This window comes from Actinacidiphila alni (genome assembly GCF_900112845.1).
GTDB classification, from domain to species: domain Bacteria; phylum Actinomycetota; class Actinomycetes; order Streptomycetales; family Streptomycetaceae; genus Actinacidiphila; species Actinacidiphila alni.
In genome coordinates this window covers 89,206-108,474 of sequence record NZ_FONG01000010.1, presented here as the reverse complement: position 1 = coordinate 108,474, position 19,269 = coordinate 89,206, and the positions used below count along the sequence as shown (strand labels likewise).

Annotated in this window: 14 protein-coding genes; 11 read left to right on the top strand and 3 right to left on the bottom strand. The window is 74.4% G+C overall.

What is annotated here, in order from left to right; translation table 11 throughout:
- Positions 1–220: 220 nt before the first annotated feature.
- The 3 genes from BM076_RS18315 (at position 221) to BM076_RS18305 (ending at position 4,360) form a co-directional block, all read left to right on the top strand.
- Positions 221–1,699, top strand: a complete 1,479-nt coding sequence (locus BM076_RS18315) for a glycoside hydrolase family 3 protein (protein WP_093714669.1) — start codon at positions 221–223, stop codon at positions 1,697–1,699.
- A 203-nt stretch (positions 1,700–1,902) separates the two neighbouring features.
- Complete coding sequence (locus BM076_RS18310) at positions 1,903–3,054, top strand: anhydro-N-acetylmuramic acid kinase (RefSeq protein ID WP_093714668.1); 1,152 nt, start codon at positions 1,903–1,905, stop codon at positions 3,052–3,054.
- 85 nt (positions 3,055–3,139) lie between these two features.
- Positions 3,140–4,360, top strand: a complete 1,221-nt coding sequence (locus tag BM076_RS18305) for a C39 family peptidase (RefSeq protein ID WP_093714667.1) — start codon at positions 3,140–3,142, stop codon at positions 4,358–4,360.
- 196 nt (positions 4,361–4,556) lie between these two features.
- Here BM076_RS18305 and BM076_RS18300 read toward each other — a convergent pair whose 3' ends face one another.
- A complete protein-coding gene (locus BM076_RS18300; protein WP_177246501.1) occupies positions 4,557–5,147 on the bottom strand; it encodes a helix-turn-helix domain-containing protein in 591 nt (196 codons plus the stop codon).
- Positions 5,148–5,327: 180 nt separating this feature from the next.
- On the opposite strand from BM076_RS18300, the gene BM076_RS18295 reads away from it, so the two are divergent.
- Positions 5,328–6,203, top strand: coding sequence for a MurR/RpiR family transcriptional regulator (locus BM076_RS18295; RefSeq protein ID WP_093714665.1), 876 nt, complete (start codon positions 5,328–5,330; stop codon positions 6,201–6,203).
- 76 nt (positions 6,204–6,279) lie between these two features.
- A complete protein-coding gene (locus BM076_RS18290) occupies positions 6,280–8,610 on the top strand; it encodes an ATP-binding protein (RefSeq protein WP_143120588.1) in 2,331 nt (776 codons plus the stop codon).
- A gap of 164 nt (positions 8,611–8,774) precedes the next feature.
- Here BM076_RS18290 and BM076_RS18285 read toward each other — a convergent pair whose 3' ends face one another.
- Positions 8,775–9,626, bottom strand: a complete 852-nt coding sequence (locus BM076_RS18285) for a CAP domain-containing protein (RefSeq protein WP_093714663.1) — start codon at positions 9,624–9,626, stop codon at positions 8,775–8,777.
- A gap of 191 nt (positions 9,627–9,817) precedes the next feature.
- On the opposite strand from BM076_RS18285, the gene BM076_RS36675 reads away from it, so the two are divergent.
- The 3 genes from BM076_RS36675 to BM076_RS18265 are packed head-to-tail and all read left to right on the top strand — an operon-like array spanning position 9,818 to position 12,454.
- Positions 9,818–10,339 carry a hypothetical protein gene (locus tag BM076_RS36675; RefSeq protein ID WP_177246500.1) on the top strand — a complete coding sequence of 174 codons (522 nt, stop codon included), beginning with the start codon at positions 9,818–9,820 and terminating at the stop codon, positions 10,337–10,339.
- A gap of 52 nt (positions 10,340–10,391) precedes the next feature.
- Entirely contained in the window at positions 10,392–11,090 is a 699-nt protein-coding gene (locus tag BM076_RS18270; RefSeq protein WP_093714660.1) for a response regulator transcription factor, read from the top strand.
- On the top strand, positions 11,087–12,454 hold the full coding sequence (locus tag BM076_RS18265; RefSeq protein ID WP_093714659.1) for a HAMP domain-containing sensor histidine kinase: 1,368 nt from the start codon (positions 11,087–11,089) through the stop codon (positions 12,452–12,454). Before BM076_RS18270 ends, BM076_RS18265 begins: the two co-directional genes overlap by 4 nt.
- A 33-nt stretch (positions 12,455–12,487) precedes the next feature.
- Here BM076_RS18265 and BM076_RS18260 read toward each other — a convergent pair whose 3' ends face one another.
- Positions 12,488–13,801 carry a glycoside hydrolase family 16 protein gene (locus BM076_RS18260; RefSeq protein WP_093714658.1) on the bottom strand — a complete coding sequence of 438 codons (1,314 nt, stop codon included), beginning with the start codon at positions 13,799–13,801 and terminating at the stop codon, positions 12,488–12,490.
- Positions 13,802–14,256: 455 nt separating this feature from the next.
- Between BM076_RS18260 and BM076_RS18255 the strand changes: the two genes are divergently transcribed.
- From BM076_RS18255 to BM076_RS18245, 3 genes are all read left to right on the top strand, one after another.
- Positions 14,257–16,440 (top strand): DUF4139 domain-containing protein, encoded by a 2,184-nt coding sequence (locus BM076_RS18255; RefSeq protein ID WP_245796132.1) that lies wholly within the window; start codon positions 14,257–14,259, stop codon positions 16,438–16,440.
- 3 nt (positions 16,441–16,443) lie between these two features.
- Positions 16,444–18,102 (top strand): DUF4139 domain-containing protein, encoded by a 1,659-nt coding sequence (locus tag BM076_RS18250; protein WP_093714657.1) that lies wholly within the window; start codon positions 16,444–16,446, stop codon positions 18,100–18,102.
- Positions 18,103–18,875: 773 nt separating this feature from the next.
- Positions 18,876–19,094 (top strand): MbtH family protein, encoded by a 219-nt coding sequence (locus tag BM076_RS18245; protein WP_093714656.1) that lies wholly within the window; start codon positions 18,876–18,878, stop codon positions 19,092–19,094.
- Positions 19,095–19,269: the final 175 nt, after the last annotated feature.

Here is a 19,269-nt window from a genome sequence, read left to right as displayed (position 1 = left end):
GCTGGCAGCCCGCCGGGCCTGACGGCAATCACGCCGGGCAAAGTTCACTGCTGCTGAACAAGCCCGCTTGAGCTGCGGATTCGGCGCCGCGCGGCGCTTGGTGCGGCCGACCGTGCCGGGCTACCGTGCGGTGCGATCCGGGCGCACCGCTCCGCGACGGCCCGCGCCGGTCCCGCGGACGCGCCCGCGGCCCGCGCCCACCGACACGGAGGAGCCACGAGTGTCCGAGCAGCTCCGGCGGCACGCCCTCGCCGTGATCCAGCCACCCTTCGACGGCACAGCGCCGCCCGACTGGGTGCGCCGGCAGCTCGCCCAAGGACTCGGCGGCGTCTGCCTGTTCGCCCGCAACACCCCCGACCCGGTCACCACCGCGCGGCTGACCGCGGCCCTGCGCGCAGAAGCCCCGCACGCGGTGATCGCCGCCGACGAGGAGGGCGGCGCCGTCACCCGGCTGGAGTCCGCGACCGGCAGCAGCTGGCCCGGCAACGGCGCGCTCGGCCGGATCGGCGACCCCGCGCTGACCCGCGCCGTCGCGGCGGAGGCGGGCGCCTTCCTGGCCGGCGCCGGCATCACCCTCGCCTACGCGCCCACCGCCGACGTCACGTCCGACCCGAGGAACCCGGTCATCGGCATCCGCTCCTTCGGCACCGACGCCGCCGACGTCGCCGAGCACACCGCCGCGTACGTCACGGGACTCCAGTCGGCCGGGGTCGCCGCCTGCGCCAAGCACTTCCCGGGCCACGGCGACACCGCCCTGGACTCCCACCACGACCTGCCCGTCCTCCGGGTCGACCAGGACCTCCTCGACCGGCGCGAACTGCTGCCCTTCCGCGCCGCGATCGCCGCCGGCGTCCGTACGGTCATGGCCGGACACCTGCTGCTGCCCGCGCTCGACCCGGACCGGCCCGCCAGCCTCAGCCCCACGCTGATCACCGGGCTGCTCCGCGAACACCTGGGCTTTCGCGGCGCGGTGGTCACCGACGCCCTGGAAATGGGCGCGGTCGCCCGCGGCCGGGGCCTGCCGGAGCTGGCCGTCCGCGCCGTCGCCGCGGGCGCCGACCTGCTCTGCCTCGGGGCGCGCCACACCGACGAGGACACCGTCCTCGCCGTGCGCGACGCCCTCGTGGCGGCGGTACGGGACGGCAGTCTCGGCGAGGAGCGGCTCACCGAGGCCGCCGCCCGGGTGCCGGCCGTCGCGCTCGCACCCCCGGCCGCCGGCCGGCCCGGCGCGCCCGACGCACCCCTGGGCGCCGACGCCGCCGCACGCGCACTGGACCTGCGCGCACCCGGCCGTGCGCCGGGCACACCGCTGCTCGCCGGCCGGCCCGTCGTGGTGACCTTCGACGTGCCGCGGTCGATCGCCGTCGGCCGCCGTACCCCCTGGGGCATCGCCGACCTGGTCGCCGCGCGCCTGCCCGGCACCGTCGCGCTCACCCTGGACCCGGACTCCTGCGACGACGCCCACTTCGACGTGGTCCTCGCCCACCCCGACCGGCCGCTCGTCCTCGTCGTACGGGACGCCGCCCGGCACCCGTGGATCGCCGATGCCGTGGCGCGGCTGCTGGCCCGCCGGCCCGACGCGGGCATCGTGGAAATGGGTCTGCCGGGCCCCGGGCCGGAAGCCGGCTGGCGGCTCGACACCTACGGTCCCTCCCTCGCCTCCGCCCGCGCCGCCGTCGATCTGCTGCTCGGCACCTGACCGGTGGCCGACGACCGGAGCGCGGCGCCGACCGGCCCGTCTCCACCAGCAGTGAACTCCTGGCCGGCCGATCGCTTTCGCGGACCCGCCGCGCCTACCGTCGTCCGGCCGGAGCGGCACCGGACGCGCGCACCACGCGGACAGGCACAGGGACAGGTGCAGGAGTACGACCAGGACCAGGCACAGGAGAGGCGGGAGACGGGTTGAGAGTGCTGGGAATGATCAGCGGGACGTCCCACGACGCCATCGACACCGCGATCGTGGACCTGCGCATGTCCGACGGCGTGCTGGAGGCCGAGGTGCGGCACACCGCGGCCGTGCCGTACGCGACGGAGCTGCGGGACCGGATCGCGGCGGCGCTGCCGCCCGGCAGGACCGGCATGGACGAGGTCTGCCGCCTCGACACCGCGATCGGCCGGGCCTTCGCCGACGCCGCGGCCGCGGCCGTCGCCGCCGGGGGCCCGGTGGACCTGGTGTGCTCGCACGGACAGACCGTCTTCCACTGGGTCGAGGACCGCCAGGCGCACGGCACCCTGCAACTGGGCCAGCCCGCCTGGATCGCCGAACGCCTCGGCGTCTCCGTCGTCGCCGACCTGCGCGCCCGCGACATCGCGGCCGGCGGGCAGGGCGCCCCGCTGGTCTCGTACCCCGACAGCCTGCTGCTCGCCGGGCTGCCCGGCCGCCCCGGCGCCCTCAATCTCGGTGGCATCGCCAACCTCACCACCGGCGGCCCGCGTCCGCTCGCCTACGACACCGGCCCCGCCAACGCCCTCATCGACGCCGCCGCCCTCGCCGCGACCGGCCGCCCCTACGACCGCGACGGCGCGTTCGCCGCGACCGGCCGCACCCACCCGGGGCTGCTGGCCGACCTGCTCGCCGAGCCGTACTACCGGCGGGAACCGCCCAAGAGCACCGGCAAGGAGTTGTTCCACTCCGGCTACCTCGACGCCCACCTCGCCCGGCACCCGGGCGTGGCCGACGCGGATGTGCTGCGCACCCTGACAGAACTGACCGCGAGGACCGTCGCCGCCGAGGTCCGCGCACACCGGATCGACACCCTGCTGGTGTCCGGCGGCGGGGTGCGCAATCCGCTGCTGATGGCGGAGTTGGCCATATTGCTGCCCGGCGTCCGGCTCACGCCCTCCGACGAGGCCGGTCTGCCCGCCGACGCCAAGGAGGCCATCGCCTTCGCGATCCTCGGCTGGCACACCGCCCACGGACTGCCCTCGACCCTGCCGTCCTGCACCGGCGCCCGCGGCCCCCGGGTGCTCGGCACGATCGTCCCCGGCGGGCCGGACACATCACTCCCGCCCCCGGCGAAGCAACCGCCCCACGCGCTGCGAGTGCTGCGGTGAGAGCGGGGACCGCGCACGTCGCAGCAGGTCGGAGCGGGTACCGTAGGCGGCGCAGCAACCGGAGCGACCGAGCGGCAGGGACACCGTGACAGGCAACGAACAGCGCCTCGCCGCCGCCGAGGGGCGGCTCGCCGCGGTGCTGCACCGCTGGGACGACGAGGCCGCCTTCGCCGCCGGGCAGGCCGCGGGCACCGCCTGGAGCGGCGGCGCGCTGCGGCTGACCGCACCCGTCGGCCGGGAGACCTACGCCGACCCCTTCGGCCACGGCTCGCTGGACTGGGAGTACGGCAGCTGGACCTCTCCGTGGGCCGCCATGCCGTTCGCCGCCACCGACATCGTCCCGTCCTGGACCGCCGACGCGCCCGACGGCGCCCGCATCACCGTACGGCTGCGGATCCGCGACACCGGCGGCCACGAGTCCGGCTGGTACGTGATGGGGCACTGGTCGTCCGGCGACGCGGTCGTGCACCGGGCCACCGTGCCGGGCCAGAGCGACAGCCAGGGCCATGTGGACGCCGACACCTTCACCGCGGTCGGGAACGGCGTGACCGCCTGCCGGCTCCAGGTCGTGCTGACCAGGGAGGCGGGCGCGGACGTCGACGTCGCGCTGCGCGGCGTCCGGGCCGTGGCGTCCCGGCCGCCGGTCGGCGCGACACCCGCGGTCAGCGGGCCCGGCGGCGCCTGGGGCACCGTCCTCGATGTGCCGGCCCGCTCGCAGGGCGCCCACATCGGGCACTGCCCGCAGTGGGACGGCGGCGGCGAGGCATGGGCGGGCCCCGCCTGCACCGCGATGCTCGTGGAGTTCTTCGGCCGCGGCCCCGGCGCCGCCGACCTGACCTGGCTGGACCCCGACGACCCGGCCCCGCAGGTCGACTTCACGGCCCGGCAGGTCTACGACTACGGCTACAAGGGCTGCGGCAACTGGGCGTTCAACGCCGCCTACCCCGCCCGCTACGGCCTGCGCGGCGCCGTCGTCCGGCTGCCCGCGCTCACCGACGTCGAGCGCTTCATCAGCGCGGGCCTGCCGATCGCGACCACCTTGTCCTTCCGCAGCAGCGAACTGTCGGGCGCCGGGCAGTCCGCGGCCGGCAACATCATGGTGGTGCGCGGCTTCACCAGCAGCGGCGACGTCGTCGTCAACGACCCGCTGGCCGCCACCGACGCGGGCGTGCGCCGGGTCTACCCGCGCGCCGCCTTTGAACGGGTCTGGCTGTCCGGTGACGGCGGCGGGGGAGTGGCCTATCTGCTGCACCCGGAAGGCACCGCGCTGCCGCCGCCGGTACCGGGGGAACCGCCGCGCTGGTGACGGCGGAACCGCCGGGCTCCTGACCGCCGAACCGGCTCGCTCACGGGGGGCGCCGGGCGAACCTCCGCCCCACCCGTCCCGGAACACCTCGACGTAACGTCGAACAGCGGAAGTCATGTGCCGACATCACGTCCGTCGCCCACCGCCGGGCGGCTGCGTACGGTGATGGGCCATGACAAAGCGTCCGAGGCCGGGCTCAGGCCGCCGGAGGGCCCGCCACCTGGAGCAGGAAGCGGGTGCCCGGCGTCAGCGCGACCAGGCGGTGCGGCAGACCGCTGTCGTAGTGCAGGGTGTCGCCCGCGGCCAGCGCGAACCGCTCGTCGCCGATCTCCGCGCGCAGCCGCCCGCCCAGCACATGGCACAGCTCCTCGCCGGGGTGACTGGTGGCGAAGGCGTGATGCGCGGGCGTGCCCTCCGCCAGCACCGTCTCGAAACGGCGGGCCCCCGGCGAGGTCAGCGGATACGTCCGGCCCTCGCCCGCGCCCCACTCCCGGCTGTCGCGGGCCGGCCGGTAGGTGGTGCTGAGCGCGGCCGGGGTACGGGGCGCGGCGCCACCGGCCGGGCCGCCGAGCAGTACCGACAGCGGTGTCTCCACCGCCTCGGCCAGCCGGTGCAGCGACTCCAGCGTGGGATTGGCCCGGCCCGACTCCAACTGGCTGAGGAAGCTCTTGGACAGGCCGGTCCTGCCGCTCACCGCGTCCTGGGTCAGGCCCAGCCGCCGCCGGCTCATCCGCAGCCTGCGGCCCAGCCGTACCGCCGAGACGCTGCTCCCGCGCTGTTCGGTCATGACGTACGGCCCCCTGCTGGCAGGCGTGTGGCGGATCCGCTTCCGGTTGACGTCAGTAAATATCATGCTTTGCGCGGTTGTTGGAGGGGTGCGGCGGACCCGGTTCGCCGCCGGAGCACCCACGGCGACCACCGCGGCCGCGGCGGTCACGCCGCACCACAGAGCCGGGAGGGCTGAGCGATGTGCAGTCATGTCTCCACGTGGTCCGATCCGCTCGCGCTGCTGTCGGACGCGGCCCAGGACCTCGGCGACGGTGAACAGGCCCTCTACGACGTCCTGATGGCCGGCTACCCGCACTCGGTGCTCCGCCGCCACGACGTGCTGCTCGAACAGAGCGGCGCCACCCGCCGCGACCTGCACCGGCTGCTCACCACGGCGGGCTTCCGCGACCTCGCCGAACTCCAGGCCCGGGTCGCCGACAAGCTCAACGACGAACTGCGCAGCCCCGCCGCGCGCTTCGCCGCCCGGCTGAGCCCGGCCGCCCGCGCCGGGCTGCTGCCCCGGATGACCGTGCGCGAGTCGGACAACGTCGCCACCACGCTGAGCGAACTCCACGACAGCGGCGCCCTCTCACTGGCCGCCGACGCCCTGCTGGCCGGCCGCCGCCGCTGGGTCACCGGGCATCGCCGCAGCCACGCCTTCGCGCATCTGCTCGCCACCGACCTGGCCGCGGTCCTCGGCCAGGTCGCGCTCGTCGGCGGGTCGGCCGGACGCGAGATCGAGGCCCTCACCGACTCGGGCCCGCAGGACGTGCTGGTGGCCTTCGCACTGCGCCGCTACGACTCCGCGACGCTGCGGCTGACCGGCGCCTTCGCCGACCTCGGGGCCACCGTCATCGCGATCACCGACGACGCGGGCGGCCCGCTCGCGGCCCGCGCCGACATCTGCCTGACCGCCGTCACGGCCAGCACCTCCTACGCGGACTCGCCGACCGCCGTCACCGCGGTCGCCCACGCGCTCGCGACACTTGCCGCGGCCCGCTCCAAGGCCGCCGGGCGCCGCCTCGCCCGCCGCGAACAGGCGGTCGCGCTGCTGTCGGCCTACGACGAGGAGTGAGCACAGCGGAGCAGGCCGTACCGGTGATCTCGACGGTTCGTGCCCCTCCGCGGTCGTACGGTGTCAGGCTGTGGTCATGAAGGGGCACATCCCACATGAGACATCGAGTTTCGTCGGCCGCTCGGCGGAACTCGCCCGGTTGGACCTCGCGTTGGCCCACCACCGGCTGATCACCCTCACCGGGCCCGGCGGCGTCGGCAAGACCCGGCTCGCGCAGCGCGCCGCGGCCCGCGCCTCGGTCGGCCAGGTCGCCGTGGACGCGGCACACGCCGTCCCGGAGCAGAGCGGTCGCGCGGGCGAGAGCAGACGCACGGCCCTGGACGTGGGACACGGCGCGCCCCGAAGAATCGGTTCTGCGGCCGCTGCCGGGGCTTCGGCCGCCGGGGCGGACCAGGCGATCGCCGCCGATACCGGTCCTGACGACGCTCCCGCTCCCGCTCCCGGTGCCGGTGCTGGTGCTGGTGCCGGTGTCGCTGCTGATGCCGAGGCCGCCGGCTCCCGCTTCCCCGACGGCACCTGGTGGGCCGACCTCGCCACCCTCGACGGCCCCCATCTGCTGCTCGCCACCGTCAGCGACGCCGTCGACCTGGCCGACCACTCGCCGCGCATGCCCGTCGAGGCGCTGTGCGCATGGCTCGCGGACCAACGGCTGCTGCTTGTCCTCGACTCCTGCGAGCACCTGACCGACGCCTGCGCCCCGCTCGTCGAGGAACTGCTGGCGGCCGCGCCCGGTCTGACCGTGCTGGCCACCAGCCGCCGGCCGCTCGGCCTGGCGGCCGAGGAGAGCATCGACGTCGAACCGCTGCCGCCGGGCGGACCCGACGCGCTGGCCCTGTTCGACCAGCGGGTCGCCGGCCGGCTCGGCCCCGGCCCGCTGGAGGAGCCCGGCGCCCGCGAAGCCGCCGAGCGGATCTGCCACCGCCTCGAAGGCATACCGCTCGCCATCGAACTGGCCGCCGCCCAGGTCGGACCCGCGCCCGTCGCCGACGTCGCCGACCGCCTCGGACCGCGCTTCGACGTACTGTCCCGGGCCGGCTTCGTCTGGCCGCACCGGCACCGGACACTGCGCACCGCGATCGGCTGGAGCCACGAACTGTGCACCCCGCAGGAGCGATTGCTGTGGGCGCGGCTCAGCGTGCTGCGCGGCGCCTTCGACCTCGCCGCCGCCGAAGCGGTCGCCGCCGGCGGCCCGCTGCCCGCCGCGGACGTGGCGCCGACCCTGGACCGGCTCGTCGCCCAGTCCGTGGTCCGCGTCACCGCCCCCGCGACCGGGCACGGGACCGCGGAGGCCACCGGCGCCCGCTACCGGATGCTCGACACCATCCGCGAATACGGCGACGAGCGGCTGCACGAGCTGGACGAGCACGCGGCCGTCTCCCGGCGCCACGCCGAGCACTTCACCGGCCTCGCCCGCTGGGCCGACTCCCACTGGTCGGGACACGAGCAACTGCGCGGCTACCGGCTGGTCGAGGACAGCCATGCCGACCTGTGCGCGGCCCTCGACCACTGGCTCGCCCACGACCCGGCCCGCGCCGCCGAACTGGCCGGACTGCTGGTCTACTTCTGGACCTGCTGCGGTCACCTCAAGGAAGCCCGCACCTATCTGGAACAGGCCCTGGCCGCGCACACCGAATCCGACGCCGCCCGCACCCGCGCCCTCACCGGACTCGGCGCCACCGTCACCCTCCAGGGCGAGTACGACCTCGCCGCCCGGATCAGCGACGAGGTGGCGACGGCCGCGCGCGAACGCGGCGACACCGACGACCGGATCGCCGCGGCCTGTCTGACCGGACTGCTCGGCATGCTGCGCGGCGAACCGCAGAAGGCACTCGACGCGGTGCGGGCCGCACTCGGTCCCGCGCCCGGCTTCGCCTTCGACTCGCCCGACCGGCTGCGCTGCACCCTCGTCGAAGTGCTGTCCCTGACCGCGCTCGGCCACTTCGACGAAGGCCGCGCCCGCTCCCTGGAACTGCGCGAACACTGTGTACGCACCGGCGAGGTGTGGACCCGGTCCTATCTGGACTACCAGCTCTCCCTGGTGGCGCTCTTCTCCGGCGCCCCCGCCGAGGCCGTCGGCTACGCCCGCACCATGCTGGAGAGCAAGCGGCTGATCGGTGACGCCTTCGGGGTCGCCCTCGGCCTCGACCTGCTGGCCGCCGCCCTGGCCGCCGAGGGCCGCGCCGAACAGGCCGCCTCCGTCTACGGCACCGGCGGCGCCTACTGGCGCAGCGTCGGCCACCCGCAGCGCGGCGCCCCGGAACTCCAACTGGTCCGCGAGCGGTGCGAGGAGACCGCCCGCGCCGCGCTCGGCGACCAGGCGTACACCGCCGCGTACACCCGCGGCTCCACCGCCCACGGCCCGACCGCGCTGGCGGCGGCCCTGCGGCAGGACCCGCAGCCCGGCTGACGGCGGCCCGCCTGTCACGTACGTGCGGGCCGGGACATCCGATCCCCCGGACATCCGACGGCCGGGGCCGGGGGGAGGTCGGCCCCGGCCGTCGGGAACGCGCCGCGGAGGTGGGGTACGCGGCGCCGGGCGGGATCAAAGAGCTAAGTGCCGGGCGGAAGCGGTCAGTTGGCGAAGTCCTGGGTCATCCACACGGTGCCGTTGGCGTCCCGGTAGACATCGATCCCGATGTGCGTGAAACCGCTGCTGAGGATGTTGCGGCGGTGCCCGTCGTTCGGCGCCTTCTCGTCCAGCATCATCTGGGTGAGGCCGACCGCGCTCTTGGCGATCTCCGACGCGGACGAGCCGACGCCGCCGCCCTCGCCGATGTTCTCGCCCGCCGACATCCAGTGCACCCCGGCGGCCGTCTCACGGTCGCCGAAGGCCGGCTCGCCCGGGCACTGGTGCGACAGGCCGCAACCGGAGGCCATCACCTGATTGTGCGCGGCGGCACTCTTGTTGAGGCCGGCGAGCAGTGTGTACGGGGCCAGGCCCTGGGCGGCGCGATTGCGGTTGATCAGGTCGAGCACCTGCTGCACCGCGTCGTCGCTGCTCGGCGCGGTCGGGGCGGTGGTCGCGGGAGGCGCCGGCCTGGTGGTTGTCGCGGTCGGGGTCGGCGCGGGCTTGGTGGGCGCGGCGGTGGGGCTTCCGGTCGGCTTCGCGGTCGGCGTCGGGCTGTGCTGCCCGGGGTGGTGCGGGCGGTGCGTGGAGGAGGCGGTGGCGGGCGCGGTCGGCCGGAAACCGGCCGGCCTGCGGCCCCAGCCGTGCCCGTCCGACGCGGTGGTGCCGCCCGCCTCGTCGTGCCCGGCGGCCGGCGGCGCCTGGTGCGGGCCCCCGAAGCAGGCGAAGGCGGTGCCGCCACCGAGCGCGGCCAGGGCCGCCGCTCCGGTCACCGCCAGCCGTATCCGCGGCTTGCGCCGCGCCCGGTGCTGGCCGTGGGCGGAATTGCGGCTGTGGGCACGGCGGGACGAACTCATCGCTGGCACCTCGAAGTGGGGGAGACGTGTCGTGGGGGACCAGGTCCTGTCCTGCGGATCAGGAGCGGTCCGGCGAGCACGACACTAGGCGCCGCGGAAGACCGGGTCCGCCCTCACGGCCCAACTTCACGTTCCCCTAAGGAAAGCCACAGATTCCGCTGAGCCACCCCGCTCACCAGGACACTTCCTTGGTGACCTCCTTCGCCTGCGGCCGTACCGTGGCCGTCAGTTCCGAACGGTGCCGCGAGCCGGTGAAGGTGATCGTGAGGGTGTCGGGGGAGCTCTGCTTCGTGCTCGTCGTGAAGCCGATCGCGGGCACCGCCGAGACCAGGCACACCGCGTCCGCGCCGAAGCGCACCGACACCTGGCCGCCGGTCGACTCGAAGCTGTGCGTCCCGGCGCCGCCCGAGCAGTCCGGCGGCCGGTGGCTGCTCGGCGCCGGGGGCGCCGGCGTCGTGGTCCGGTCCGCGGGCGCCGTCGTGGCCGGCCGGGTGGCGGACGGCGACACGGTGGGCTTGCGGCTGTGCGTCGGCGGCCTCGGCGTCGCCGTCGGCGCGCCGATCACCACGGAACTCGGCGAGTCGGTGACGATCCCGGCGGCCACGTCCCGCGCGCTCGGCGGCAGCGGCGCCGTGGAACCCACCACGAAGCGCACGGTCAGCGACACCGCGGTGACGGTGAGGACCGTGCACGACAGCCAGATCAGAAAATGACGGAAGGACCGGGGCACCGGCCCATCATGGCCGATCCGTTACGGTGTGCCGCATGGCGAGCGTCCTTGTCGTAGAAGACGATCCCGGCATACGTGCCGAACTGATCGGGATACTGAGCCGGGACGGGCACGAAGTGCGCAGCGCCGCCGACGGGTTCAGCGGCCTGCGGGAAGCCACCAGGAGCCCGCTCGACGCGGTGATACTCGATCTCGGGCTGCCCGACCTGGACGGCGGCGACGCGCTGCGGATGATCCGCGGCATCTCACGCGTCCCGGTGCTGATCGTCACCGCGAGGGACGACGAGGCCGAGATCATCCGGCTGCTCAACGCGGGCGCCGACGACTACCTCGTCAAACCGTTCTCCGGCGGACAGCTCACCGCCCGCCTCGGCGCCGTACTGCGCCGCTCGGCCGGCCACGAGAACCGGACCGGCGCGACCGCCCTGCGCGAACCGGTGACCCTCGGCCCGCTGCGCATCGACCCCGGACCGCGCACCGTCCATCTGCGGGGCCGCGAAGTCCCGCTGACCCGCCGCGAATTCGACCTGCTGGCCTTCCTCGCCGCCAACGCCGACACCGTCGTCTCCAAACGGCAAATCCTCACCGAGGTCTGGCGCGACCCGTACGTCGAGGACCAGACGATAGACGTCCACCTGTCCGCGCTGCGCCGCAAACTCGGCGAGAGCGCCGCGGCGCCCGGCCTGCTGCGCACCGTACGCGGCGTCGGCATCAAACTGGTGACCCCGCGGTGAGACGGACCCTCGCCCGGGTCGCCCTGGCCGTCACCTCGATGGTGGCGCTGTCCTTCCTGATCCCGCTCGGACTGCTGGTGCGCTCCGAGGCCCGCACCCAGGCGATCACCGCCGCGGAGCAGCGCGCCGCCGCCCTCGCCCCCGTCCTCACCCTCACCGACGACGCCACCGCCGTACGGCAGGCCGTCGCCGGCCTCGACCCGTCGGGGAACCTCGCCGTCCACCAGCCCGGCGGCCGGTCGATCGGCTCCGGCCACGCCCCGCCGGACCTGCTGCGACGCGCCCAGCGCGACGGCGAGTCACTGGCCCGGAATCTGCCGGGCGGCGGCTGGGTCTACCTCCAGCCGGTGGTCCTGCCGCAGGGCCGGGTCGCGGTCGTCGAGGAATTCGTCCCGCAGTCCGAACTCGAACGCGGCGTCACGGCCTCCCTCACCGTGATGGCGCTGCTCGCCGTCGGCCTGGTCGTCGGCTCCGTGCTGGTCGCCGACCGCCTCGGCTCGCGCGTCGTACGGTCCTCGCGCAATCTGTCCTCGGCCGCCAACGCCCTCGGCCGCGGCGACCTGGAATCGCGGGTCGACCCCATGGGCCCGCCCGAACTGCGCGAGGCCGGACAGGCGTTCAACGCGATGGCCGAGCGGATGCTCGAACTCCTCGCCGTCGAAAGGGAACTGGTCGCCGACCTCTCGCACCGGCTCAGAACGCCCCTGACCGCGCTGCACCTGGCCACCGAACGGATGGGCGCCGGCCCCGACGCCGCCCCGGTGGCCGCCGCGGTCGACCAGCTGGAGTCCGAACTGCACGCCGTCATCACCGCGGCCCGCACGCCGCTCGCGGTCGGCCACATGGGCGCCCCCGACCTCCCGGTCCGTGATCAGGTGCTCAGCGCGGCCACCGAGATCGTCCGGCGCCGCGCCGGATTCTGGACCACCCTCGCCGCACAGCAGGGCCGCCCCTGCCAAGTGGAGATCACCGCGGAGGACGCCCCGATCGACCTGCCCGAGGACGATCTGGCCGCCGTCATCGACGCCCTGGTCGGCAATGTCTTCCGGCACACCGCGCCCGGTACCGCCTTCGCGCTGCGGCTGGTGCGCGCCGCCCAGTCGGTGACACTCACCGTCGAGGACGCCGGCCCCGGCATCGCCGACCCCGACGACGCCCTGGTGCGCGGCGCCAGCACCGCGTCCACCGGCCTCGGCCTGGACATCGCCCGCCGCGCCGCCACCGCGACCCGCGGCGCGCTGACGATCGACCGCGGCCCGATGGGCGGCGCCCGCGTCGCCGTCCGCTTCGGCCTCGCCTCGCCGCCCCCGAAACGCGGACCGCTGCACCGCCGCCGGGCCCGTACCCGCGCGCCGTCGGTCTGACGGTGCGGGTACGGGCCCGGCCCGGCCCTCGCGTCAGCCGGCGTTCCACTTCTGATTGGCGCCGCCGCCGCACGTCCAGATCTGCATCCGGGTGCCGTCCGCCGCCGAATTGCCCTTGGCGTCCAGGCACTTGTCCGCGCCGGTGTTGGTGAGGTCGTGCGCCGCGGTGTACTTCCACAACTGCGCCCGGGTGCCGTTGCAGGTGTAGAGCTGGACGACCGCGCCGTCCGCCGTCGAACCACCGTCGACGTCCAGGCACTTGCCGAGCGCCCGCACGGTGCCGTCGGCGCCGAGCGTCCACTGCTGCGCCACATTGCCGGTGCAGTTGTGCAGTTGGACCGGCGTACGGTCGGCCGCCGAGCCGCCCGCCACGTCCAGGCACATCCCGCCGATGCCGGTGATGGCGCCCACACGGTCGGAACCGCCGGAGCCACCGGTGCTGCCCGAACCACCGGAGCCGCCTTCGCCGGAACCGCTGTCCCACGCCGACGCCCGTACGTAGTCGACCGTCATCGTCTGCGGCAGCGAGGTGGACCCGTCGGGCGAGCCCGGCCAGTCGCCGCCGACCGCGAGATTGAGGATCAGGAAGAAGGGGTGGTCGAACACCCAGGTGTGGCCGGCGGCGTCCGACGGGGTCCGCGTCTCGTAGACCGTGCCGTCCACCGACCAGGTGATGGCGCTCGGGCTCCAGTCGACGCCGAAGGTGTGGAAGTCGTCGGCGAAGGTCGCGCCGCCCGGCAGCGTGTAACCGGCGCCGAGACCGCCCGCGCCGGAGTAGCCGGGGCCGTGGATCGTGCCGTGCACCGTGCCCGGTTCCTTGCCGATGTTCTCCATCACGTCCAGCTCGCCGCTGGTCGGCCAGCCGACGCTGCCGATGTTGTCGCCCAGCATCCAGAAGGCCGGCCACACGCCCTGCCCGCGCGGGATCTTGATCCGGGCCTCGAAGTGCCCGTACGCCTGGGTGAAGGTCGAGGCGGTGTTGAGCCGGGCCGAGGTGTACTTGCACGGCCCGTACCAGCAGGACAGATTGGCGTCGGAATTCGGCCGGGCGGTGATCACCAGATGACCGGCGCCGTCCAGCGCGGCGTTGGAGGTGCTGTCGGTGTAGTACTGCAGCTCGTGGTTGCCGTTGCCTGAACCGCCGGTCTCGTGCGTCCACTTGGCGGGGTCGGGGGTGCTGCCGGCGGCGCCGTCGAATTCGTCGGACCAGGTCTGCCGGCCCGTCGCGGCGTTCGCCTTCGACGACGCGGGCCCGGTCGTCGACACCAGGACGGCGGTCACGAGCGCGGCGGCGACCAGCAGGACCAGTCCGCCGAGCGACCATCTGCGAGCGCGGTGTGCTGCCATGTGCGTACGTACCTTGTCTGTGGGGGTGTGGGGGCGCGTCCGAAGGGGCGTCGGACACGGGTCGCGTCCGGGTGGGGCGCCGGACACGGGTCGGCGGCGGCCCGGCCGACGGCGTCGGGGGTGGGGCCGCGGCGGGAAGCGCTCTCAGGGGAACGACGGCCGCCGCCGACGGGCCCCGATGCTACGCACGGCCGCCCGCCCGGCCAACCGCGGAAGAGACCGCCCGCACCCCCGTGACGTGCCCGAACTGCGGCGACGCCGATCGGCCGGAGGAGCCGATAAGGCGCCCTTAACCGCCGGTTAAGCCCCGGCCGCGCGCACCGCGCCAACCCGGCCCGCGTCCCGCCGCCCGGTGCGCCGGACCGTCCGGCGGCGGGCCCACCGCGGCTCGGCTAGGGTACGGACGAGTCCGGGCCGGGGTGATCCCGGCGGGACCGACAGTGGGGGAGGGCGCAGTGGGCACAGTCGCGCGGGACGACGCCGGCGGGGCGGACACACCGCCCGCCGCACCGTCGGAGGTGACATCGGTCGTGGTGCACGCCGCGGGCGCGGTCGTCACCCGCAGGGCGCGGATCACCGTACCGGCCGGCGACACCGAGACCACCGTGCGGATCGGCGGCCTCCCGCCCACGCTGTACGAACAGTCCCTGCGCGGCCGGGTGGTGAACTGTCCCGAAGGACTGCGCGTCACCGACGTACGTCTCGACGTCGGCGCCGCCGTGCACCGCGGTGAGCAACTGCCGGCCCTGCGGCTGGATCTGGAGGACGCCGAGGACCAGCAGGCCAGGCTCCAGGACCGCAAGGCCCGGCTGGAGAGCGAGATCGAGGAAGTGGCCGCGCTGCGCGCGGAGCCGCCGCAGCCCCGCCGAGGGGACCCGCCGCGCTGGGCACCCGTGGAGTCCTTCCTCGCCCTGGCGAGCTTCGTCGACGCCCGGCTCGGCACGCTGCACGAGCGTTTGCGGACCACCGAGGACCGGCTCGCCGTCGCCGACCACGATGTGGACGTCCTGCGCGACCGGGTGTACCGGCTGTCGAGCGCGAACAGCGGTGAGCGCACCGACCCGGTCGTGGCAGCCGTCGTGACCCTGACGGCACAGGCACAGGCACAGGCACCGGCCGTGGCCGCGACCGCGACCGCGGCGGAAGCCGCGGAAGACGCGGATGCGCCCACCGGTGCCGGGATCGACCTCGACATCGAATACCACGTCCCCGGCGCCTGTTGGCTGCCCACGTACCAGCTCCGCCTCGACGGCGACAGCGGCCGGGGCACCCTGGTGCTCCGGGCCAGTGTCGCCCAGCGCACCGGCGAGGACTGGACGGGCGTCCGCCTGGGGCTGTCCACCGCCGACCTGCTGCGCCGCTCCGACCTGCCGGAATTGCGCTCGCTGCGGATCGGCCGGGCCCAGGACGAGGCACGCCCCCTGGGCTGGCGCGAACCGCCGCCAGGGCTTGCCGAGTTGTTCACCGGTTACGACAGCGCCGCCGCCGGGCGGCCCGCGGGCGAGGAGCTGTGGCCCGCCGCCGGCGCGGCGGCGGTCGGCGGGTTCGCGGCCGACGCGGACGAGGAGTCCTTCGGCTATGGCGGCTCCTTCGCGCAGGACACCTTCGCCGGCGGCCCCGTACCACCGCCGCCGCCCGCGCCGGGCGCCGCGCCGCCGCCGCCGATGCCGCTCGCCGCGGCCGCGCCCGCGGCCCCCGCCCACGAGCGCATGCGCAGCCGGGCCATGCCGATGGCGCCGGGCGGCGCGCGGCCGAAAGCCGCCGCTTCCGCGCCCTCCGTGCCGCCGCCGGCCGCGCCCTCGGCCGACCTGCTCGACTACGGCAGGCTGACCGTCGCCGGTCCCGACGCCGGCGCGGAGCGCGGCACCCTGCGCCCGGAATCCGCCGGGATCGCGCCGGTCGTCGCCGAATACCGGCGCAGGGCCGAATCCGTGACCCGGCTGGCCCGGCCCGCGCAGGCGGTCGACGTCCGCACCTCCGCCGGATCCTTCGACTACCGCTTCGACACCGCCGCGCCCGTGGACGTCACGGCCGACGGCGGCTGGCACATCGTGCCGGTCGGCGAGGTGCCCGTCACGACCGAGTCGGTGCACGTGTGTGTCCCGGCCGTGGACACGGCGGTGTTCGGCACCGTCCTGATCACCAACACCTCGCCGCACGCCCTGCTTGCCGGGCCCGCCGACGTCATGGTGGACGGCGACTTCGTCCTCACCGCGGCCCTGCCCACGCTCGCCCCCGGACAGCGGCAGGCCGTCGGTGTCGGGGTCGCCGAGAGCGTCCAGGTCGCCAGGCGCACCCATATGCGCGAGTCCACCGCGGGTCTGCGCGGCGGCACGACGGTGCTCGACCACTCCGTGGAGATCGAGGTCGCCAACCGGCTGCCGTACCCGGTGGTGCTGGAAGTGCGCGAACGCGTCCCCGTCTCCACCGACAAGGACGTCCGCATCGAGGAGCACCGGGCGAAGCCCGCCTGGAAGGAACCTGACGAGCCGCTCACCGGGCAGGACGGCACCTATGTCCGCGGCGCGCGCGTCTGGCACGTCGAACTGGCACCCGGCAGGACCACGACCCTCACGGGAGGCTTCGAGATCCGCCTCCCCGCGGGCAAGTCGGTCGTCGGCGGAAACCGGAGGAAGTGAGCCATGACCACCACCCCGGACACCGGTGCCGCCGGCGCCCCCGCGGAGCCGGACGCGCTCCCCTTCCCCGTCACGGCCGTGACCTGCCTGGAGGACCGCGCGCAGATCGAACGCGTCGGCAGCGCGCAACTGACCGCGGGAGTCCAGCGGTTGCGGATCGGCCCGGTCACCCCGCTGACCGTCGACCGGTCGCTGCGCGCCGAGATCCGGGCGGCGGACACCGGGGAAGAGCCGGACGCGGCCGGCGGACCGCGCGTCGTCGACGCCCGTGTCGTCCGCGTCTACACCCCTGCGCCGCCCGGCCGCCCCGGACCCGAGACGTCCGAGCTGCGCCGCGAAGTGGACTCCCTGGAACGGGAGATGCTCCAGGCCCGTCAGCTCCACCAGCGGCTGGAGAGCAGCCTCGCCGTCGTCCGCCAGGCCAAGGCCGATCTGCACCGCGACATCGTGCAGGGCGCCGGGGCCGGCGACGCCGACCCCGAACGCTGGGCCGACCGGCTGGAACGCGTGGACGAGGACGCCGAGACCCGCATCGGCGAACTCCACCGCCTGCGCCGCCGGATGCACGACCTCGAAGAGGAACTGCGCACCGCACGAGGGGCGCTGGCGGCCACCGAGCACGAAGCACCCGTACTCACCGCCTACGTGGAACTCGTCGTGGAGGCCGAGCAGGCCGCACCCGCCGAGATCCGGGTGGTCAATCTCGTGCCCTGCGCCCTGTGGCGCCCCGCCTACCGCGCGACCCTCGCCGCCGGACGCGACAGCGTGCTGCTGGAGACCGACGCCTTCGTCTGGCAGGACACCGGCGAGGACTGGAACGGCGTACGCCTGTCGCTGTCCACCGCGCGCCCCACCCTGGCCGCCGCGCCGCCGGCCCTGTCGGACGACGTCCTGACGCTGCGCGACCGCACCAGCGAGGAGCGGCGCACCGTCGAGGTCGACCTGCGCGAGGAGGACATCGCCACCGTCGGCGGCGACTCGCCCGCCGACGCCGGGGGCGCCGCGGGCCCGCTGCCCGGTCTGCACGACGGCGGCGCCGTCCGCGTCCTGTCCGCGCCCCGCCCGGTCAGCATTCCCTCCGACCGGCGCCCGCACCGCGTCCACCTGTCCGCGTTCACCGCGGACTGCACCACCGAGGACGGTTGCGCGCCCGAACTGTCGCCGCTGGTGGTGACTACCGCGCGCTTCGCCAACACCGCGGGCCACGTCCTGCTCGCCGGCCCCGTCGACCTGGTGCGCGACAGCGGTTACACCGGCCGCGCCACGATGACCTTCGCCGGCACGGGGGAGGAGGTCCGGCTCTCCTTCGGCAGCCAGGACACCTTCCGCGTGGTCCGGCACACCGAGGAACACCGCGACACCACCGGCCTCGCCGGGATAAACCAGCGCACGGTGATCACCCGCGAGGTCCGGCTCTTCGTCTCCCGGCTCGACGATCCGGGCGACGGCGCGGCGCGGGAGGTCGTGATCCGCGAACGGGTGCCCGTCTCCGAGGTCTCCGCCGTCGAGGTGCGCACACTGCAGGACCGCTGCCGCCCGGCGCCCGACGGGATCGACGCGGACGGCATCGTCCGCTACGTCCAGCACCTCGCCCCGGGCGAGCGGCGGGAGATCACCCTCGTCCACGAGATCAGCGCGACGAGCGCCGTCACCGGTCTGTGACGGCCTCCTTGCCGCGCTCCGGCCCCGGCGCACGGGGGCCGGAGCGCGGCGGGCACGTGATCCGCCGGAGGAGCCGGTCCTGACGTGTGCGTAGTCGGCCTGGTCAGGATGAGAGCGGCGGGCGTATATGCGGGCTCGGGCCGGGCGATGATTCGGGTCACGAATAATGAGGGGCGCGACATTCATGCGCTATCCGCGCCCCCTGTGCGCCCCCGGTGCGATCGAGCGCGTTCACGGAATCCCTGCCGTGAACGATGTGCGTAACCCGCCCGGAGCAGGGCTTTTTCCCGCAGGTGAAGGCCGGTCGCGCGGGAAATAATTCATGCGTTCGACGGCATATGCCCGGCGAAAATGGCGAAGTGCCGAGCGGATCCGGCGCGATCGCGCGGGAGGTTGGCTGCTTTTGCTCCCATCGGCCGGGCGTCGCCGACTCGGGCACGATGGTGAAGTGACGACAGGTTGAGCCGTGGCCATGGATATATTCGTCGCGTCACAGTGGTATGTCTTTCAAATAAATATAAAGCCGCTGATGAGGCGCGTCGTCGCAGGATGTCGACGAGTCGGTCCTCGGCGGGGAGCGCGTGTTTACCCTGTATGCCATCACTAATGCCTGCTGATCGCGGCGAGGAGGCGCCAGCGGTGCTAATCGGCCACATTCTGCGAATCGGCTGATTCTCCTTCCCGTTCGAACGACTCCTGTACTGTGACTCCCCGTGTCCGGAAAGTGATTTCTTCCGATGGTTTCCATAGCAGCGACGGAGGACGGCATCAGCATGGAGAATCCCTTCGACGACGAGGACGGCAGATTTCTCGTTCTCGTGAATGACGAACGGCAGTATTCGATGTGGCCGGTGGGTATCCCGGTCCCCAAGGGCTGGGACGTGGCCCTCTCCGAGAGTCCGCACGCCGACTGCGTGACTTTCGTCGAGAAGAACTGGACTGACATGCGGCCGGCCAGTCTCGTCGCCGCCATGGAACACGCCGACGGCTGACACCGGCGACAGCGGTCGGCGGCCCGGCGGACACGCGATGACATACATCCACCGCACACCCGGCTGACCTGCGGCACGGACGCTTCTCCCCGACGCGGCACATCCGGCACGGATCGGCGTTTTCTCGCCACCCGGGGCCCGTGCCGCGTCGACCGTGCCCCGACCACCGTAAGAA